Below are 4,303 nucleotides of genomic sequence, written 5' to 3'. Positions count from 1 at the left end.
CGCGTTTGCCACCGGCGGTCTGCTGGCAGTGGCCGGTGCCCTGATGCAGGTACTGTTGCGTAATCCGCTGGCGGACCCCTATGTGCTCGGGCTTTCCGGCGGCGCGGCAGTGGGCGCCCTGTTGGCCATGCTGGCGGGGCTGGGCAGCGCCCTGGTCTCCGGGTCGGCCTTTGCCGGCGCCCTGACGGCGACCCTGCTGGTGTTCGGCCTCGCCCATGGGACCGGCAGCTGGACCCCGTCACGCCTGCTCCTCACCGGCGTGGTCGTCGCCTCCGGCTGGGGGGCGGTGATTACCCTGATCCTGTCGCTCAGTCCCGCCCGACAGCTGCCGGGCATGCTTTACTGGCTGATGGGCGACCTGGCCTATGCGCGAAGCCCTGGCCCCGCGCTGGGTCTGTTGATCCTGGTCTGCCTGCTGGTGGTGCCGCTCGGGCGAAGTCTCAACGTGCTGGCTCGGGGCGGGCTTCAGGCCACCGCACTGGGCGTGGCGGTCCGGCGGCTGGAGTGGCTTATCTATCTGCTGGCGAGCCTGGTGACCGCCGTGGCCGTGACCACGGCCGGCAGCATCGGCTTCGTCGGGCTGGTGGTGCCGCACATGCTGCGCCTGGTGCTGGGCAACGACCAGCGCCTGATCCTTCCCGCCTGTGCCCTGGCCGGCGGTACCCTGCTGGTGCTGGCCGATACCCTGGCGCGGACGGTGATCGCCCCCGAGCAGCTGCCGGTGGGGGTGATCACCGCCTTGCTTGGCGTGCCGACCTTCCTCTACCTGCTACATCGGAGCCGCTGATGAGTCGCCTGGAAACCCGTGGGCTGGTCATCGATGTCCCGGGCCGCAACGGGGGGGATCCCCTGGACTTCGCGGTATTGCCGGGGCAGGTGTGGGGCGTGCTCGGCCCCAACGGGGCAGGTAAGACCACTCTGCTGCATACCCTGGCTGGCCTGCGCTCGCCACGCCTCGGTCGAGTGGAAGTGGATGGCGTGCCGGTGTCGCGACTGCGCCGTCGCCGTCTGGCCCAGTGCCTGGGGCTGGTCTTCCAGGAACACCACGATGGGTTTCCCGCCACGGTGAAGGAGACGGCCCTGATCGGCCGCCATCCCTGGCTGTCCCCATGGCAAATGGAAACCGCCGAGGACCTGGCGCTGGCCCAGCGAGCCCTGGAGCGACTGGACCTGGCCCCGCTGGACGCGCGCCAGGTGGCCACGCTTTCCGGTGGCGAGCGTCAGCGTCTGGCGATCGCTACCCTGTTGGCCCAGGATCCGGGCATCTGGCTTGCGGACGAACCCACCAATCACCTGGACCTGCACCACCAGGTGGCGGTGATGCGGTTGCTGGCCGAGCGAGCGGCCGCTGGCCGTAGCCTGATGATATGCCTGCATGACCTCAACCTGGCCGCTCGCTGGTGCGATCACCTGCTGCTGCTCTATCCGAGCGGTGAGGCCTGCTGGGGGCCGACGGCGAGCATGCTGGTACCCGAGGCCCTCGAACGACTCTATGGTCAGCGCCTGGCCAGTGCCGAGGTGGAGGGCTCGAGGGTGTTCATCGCCGTTCCCTGAGCCTGACAGGTGGGTCCTGTTGGTCGTGCCCGCTCATGCTGGCGATGCTGCTGCTTCACCGCCGGGGCCGCCGCGGTCCGGTCTCAGGCGGTGTTCTCAGGCGTCGGGCAGATGGCCAATGAAGCGCGCCGGGTCGTCACTGATCACCGCTTCGACCCCCCATTGCCAGCGCGGGGCGAAGGCGGTGGGGTCGTTGGCTGTGTAGCAGAGCAGCCGGTAGCCCGCCGCGACGACCTCGCGAGCTCGCGCCTGCTTGAGGCGCTTCCAGTCGGCATGCACGCTGAAGGCCTGCACCGGCTCGCAATGCCGCTGCCAGTCGCGGCCGATTGCCTCGAAAAGCACGCCCAGCGCCAGCGACTCGGGCCCGGCCAGGGCGCGTGCCCGGGCCAGGGCCGTGTCGTTGAAGGAGGAGACCACGCACCGCGCCGGTGGCAGTGCCTCCATCACCGGGGGCAGGGTGGTCTCCACGAGGGCCAGCGGGTCCCGGCCGCGATTCACCTTGAGTTCCAGGTTTATCCCCATCTCGAGTTTGTCGAGCAGGGTGAGCATCTCCTCGAGGGTGGCCATGCGCTCGCCCCGGAAGTCGTCGCTGAACCAGCTGCCCGTATCAAGCCGGCGGGCCGTGGCCAGGTCCAGGTCGGCCAGTCGCCCGCGACCATCGGAGCAGCGCCGGATGTTGGCGTCGTGCCAGATCACCGGTGTCCCGTCACCGAGCAGTTGTACGTCCAGTTCTACCCAGTCGACGCCGGCGACATGGGCGGCATGCACGGCGGCGAGAGTGTTCTCGGGGGCATGGGCGGAGAGGCCGCGATGGGCAATCAGGCGGGGCAGAGGGAGATCAGGGTGGGGCATGAACAAGTCGTCCTGGTCAGCGAGGCGCCGGCTGCTGGCGGCGAGAGAGCTTCCTATAGCGTATCGCCATCCGACATGGACTGGATATGCTAGGCTGCGCGATTTCGACCCTGGTGATGGCGCCGTACCCGACGATGCGAGGAGAGTGAGATGAGAGTCGTGCATATCAAGAACCCCCAGCAGCGCGAGGCCTGCCTGGCCCGGCTGTGCGCCGAGGCCTATGGCCAGGAGGCGGGCCTCAGGCCGCTGGCGACCTTCGCCGGTACCCTGGGCGTGCTGGTCGAGCAGGAGGCGGCAAGGGTGCTGGCGCTGGTGGATGATCATTCACGCCCGGTGGCGCTGGCTCTGCTCGTGCTCGATGAGCTCGGCAGCAGCATGACCGTGATGCTGCTGGCCGAGCTGGACCATGAGGACGTGTCGCGGCCGGCCGAGCGACTGGTTGCCGAGCTGGCGCTCAAGGCTCCCCTGCGTGTCGATGCTCGGGATGCAGAGCAGGAGGCTCGCTTCCGCGAGGCGGGCATTACACGCTGGCTGGACGGCAAGGCCGGGGTGCGGATCGGTCTGGGACCCAAGCATCCCGCCGCTTCCCTCGAGGACCTGCCCCGGGCGCTGACCTTCGACGAGGCGGCGGTGATCCAGTCCTTCAAGCGTGACCGTCAGCAGTTCGATGACTATAAGGCGCGCTTCCTCCGCGGCCTGGAAACCTTTCCCGCCACGCTCTGACGTCGGCGCGACTTGACCCTGGCGGGCCTCGGCGCTTGACTGGGGGGCTCATCCCGCAAGCATTGCAAGGAAAACACCCCCATGGCCAAGCGCATCCAGTTCGCCCGCACCGGTGGGCCCGAGGTCCTCGAACTCGTCGACGTCACGCCGGCGGAGCCGGCTCCCGGTGAAGTCCGCGTCAGGAACCAGGCCGTCGGCCTCAATTTCATCGATATCTACTTCCGCACTGGTCTCTATCCAGCCCCGTCGCTGCCCTCCGGCCTGGGCACCGAGGGCGCCGGCGTGGTCGATGCGGTGGGTGAGGGCGTCACTCACCTCAAGACGGGGGACCGGGTCGGCTATGCCCAGGGGCCACTGGGCGCCTATGCCGAGCAGCATGTGCTGCCAGCGGAGAAGGTGGTGATGCTGCCCGCCGGCGTCGACGTCGAGACCGCTGCCGCCAGCATGCTCAAGGGACTGACCGTGCAGTACCTGCTGCGTCAGACCCTTGAGCTCAAGGGCGGCGAGACCATCCTCTGGCATGCCGCTGCCGGTGGCGTGGGCTCCATCGCCTGCCAGTGGGCCAAGGCGCTGGGCGTGAAACTGATCGGCACCGTGAGTTCGCCGGAGAAGGCGGCGCTGGCCGAGCGCAACGGCGCCTGGGCAACCATCGACTACACGCGCGAGGACGTCGTCGAGCGGGTTCGCGAGCTGACCGGCGGCGAGATGTGCGACGTGGTCTATGACTCGGTAGGCAAGGATACCTGGGAAACCTCGCTGGACTGCCTGAAGCCGCGCTCCTTGATGGTCAGCTTCGGCAACGCCTCCGGTGCCGTGGAAGGGGTCAATATCGGCATCCTCAACAAGAAGGGGTCACTGTTTGTCACTCGGCCGAGCCTTAACGGTTATGCCGACACCCGCGAGCGGCTGGAGTGGATGGCCGGTGAGCTCTTCGAGATGCTGGAGAGTGGCAAGGTGAAGGTCGATATCGCCCAGCGCTACCCGCTGGCCGAGGCCGGCAAGGCACAGGAGGCCCTCCAGGGGCGCCAGACCACCGGCTCGACCATCCTGCTGCCCTGAAGCGGCGCCAAGGCACAAGGATCAAGCTGCAAGAAGCACCTTGCGGCTTGTCCCCAACTTCTTGAATTCTATTCCTTGCCCTTTGCCCTTTGCCCTTTGCCCTTTGCCCTTTGCC

5 protein-coding genes are annotated in these 4,303 nt (G+C 68.0%); 4 read left to right on the top strand and 1 reads right to left on the bottom strand.

The genetic code is table 11. The annotated features are described in order from the left end of the window. Together RI841_RS14950 and RI841_RS14945 are read left to right on the top strand one after the other, a co-directional pair. Nucleotides 1-787: iron ABC transporter permease (locus tag RI841_RS14950; RefSeq protein ID WP_310706429.1), on the top strand; the 787-nt coding region annotated here is incomplete at its 5' end. Then, nucleotides 787-1,554 (top strand): ABC transporter ATP-binding protein, encoded by a 768-nt coding sequence (locus tag RI841_RS14945; protein ID WP_310706428.1) that lies wholly within the window; start codon nt 787-789, stop codon nt 1,552-1,554. The genes RI841_RS14950 and RI841_RS14945, both read left to right, overlap by 1 nt. 96 nt (nt 1,555-1,650) lie before the next feature. Here RI841_RS14945 and RI841_RS14940 read toward each other — a convergent pair whose 3' ends face one another. Continuing rightward, on the bottom strand, nt 1,651-2,406 hold the full coding sequence (locus RI841_RS14940; protein WP_310706427.1) for a glycerophosphodiester phosphodiesterase family protein: 756 nt from the start codon (nt 2,404-2,406) through the stop codon (nt 1,651-1,653). Between the two features lie 150 nt (nt 2,407-2,556). Between RI841_RS14940 and RI841_RS14935 the strand changes: the two genes are divergently transcribed. Together RI841_RS14935 and RI841_RS14930 are read left to right on the top strand one after the other, a co-directional pair. Next, entirely contained in the window at nt 2,557-3,129 is a 573-nt protein-coding gene (locus RI841_RS14935) for a hypothetical protein (protein ID WP_310706426.1), read from the top strand. An 81-nt stretch (nt 3,130-3,210) separates the two neighbouring features. Further along, a complete protein-coding gene (locus tag RI841_RS14930; RefSeq protein ID WP_310706425.1) occupies nt 3,211-4,188 on the top strand; it encodes an NADPH:quinone reductase in 978 nt (325 codons plus the stop codon). Nucleotides 4,189-4,303 lie beyond the last annotated feature (115 nt).

Origin of the sequence: Halomonas sp. (genome assembly GCF_031581305.1) — a bacterium.
GTDB lineage: Bacteria > Pseudomonadota > Gammaproteobacteria > Pseudomonadales > Halomonadaceae > Halomonas.
Note: the sequence above shows the minus strand (reverse complement) of the source record. Positions and strands in the feature narration are given on the sequence as shown.

What these genes read in the sequence shown, in the direction of transcription:
- RI841_RS14940 (WP_310706427.1), bottom strand. Translation starts at nt 2,406, where the DNA reads ATGCCCCACCCTGATCTCCCTCTGCCCCGCCTGATTGCCCATCGCGGC.
- RI841_RS14935 (WP_310706426.1), top strand. Translation starts at nt 2,557, where the DNA reads ATGAGAGTCGTGCATATCAAGAACCCCCAGCAGCGCGAGGCCTGCCTG.
- RI841_RS14945 (WP_310706428.1), top strand. Translation starts at nt 787, where the DNA reads ATGAGTCGCCTGGAAACCCGTGGGCTGGTCATCGATGTCCCGGGCCGC.
- RI841_RS14930 (WP_310706425.1), top strand. Translation starts at nt 3,211, where the DNA reads ATGGCCAAGCGCATCCAGTTCGCCCGCACCGGTGGGCCCGAGGTCCTC.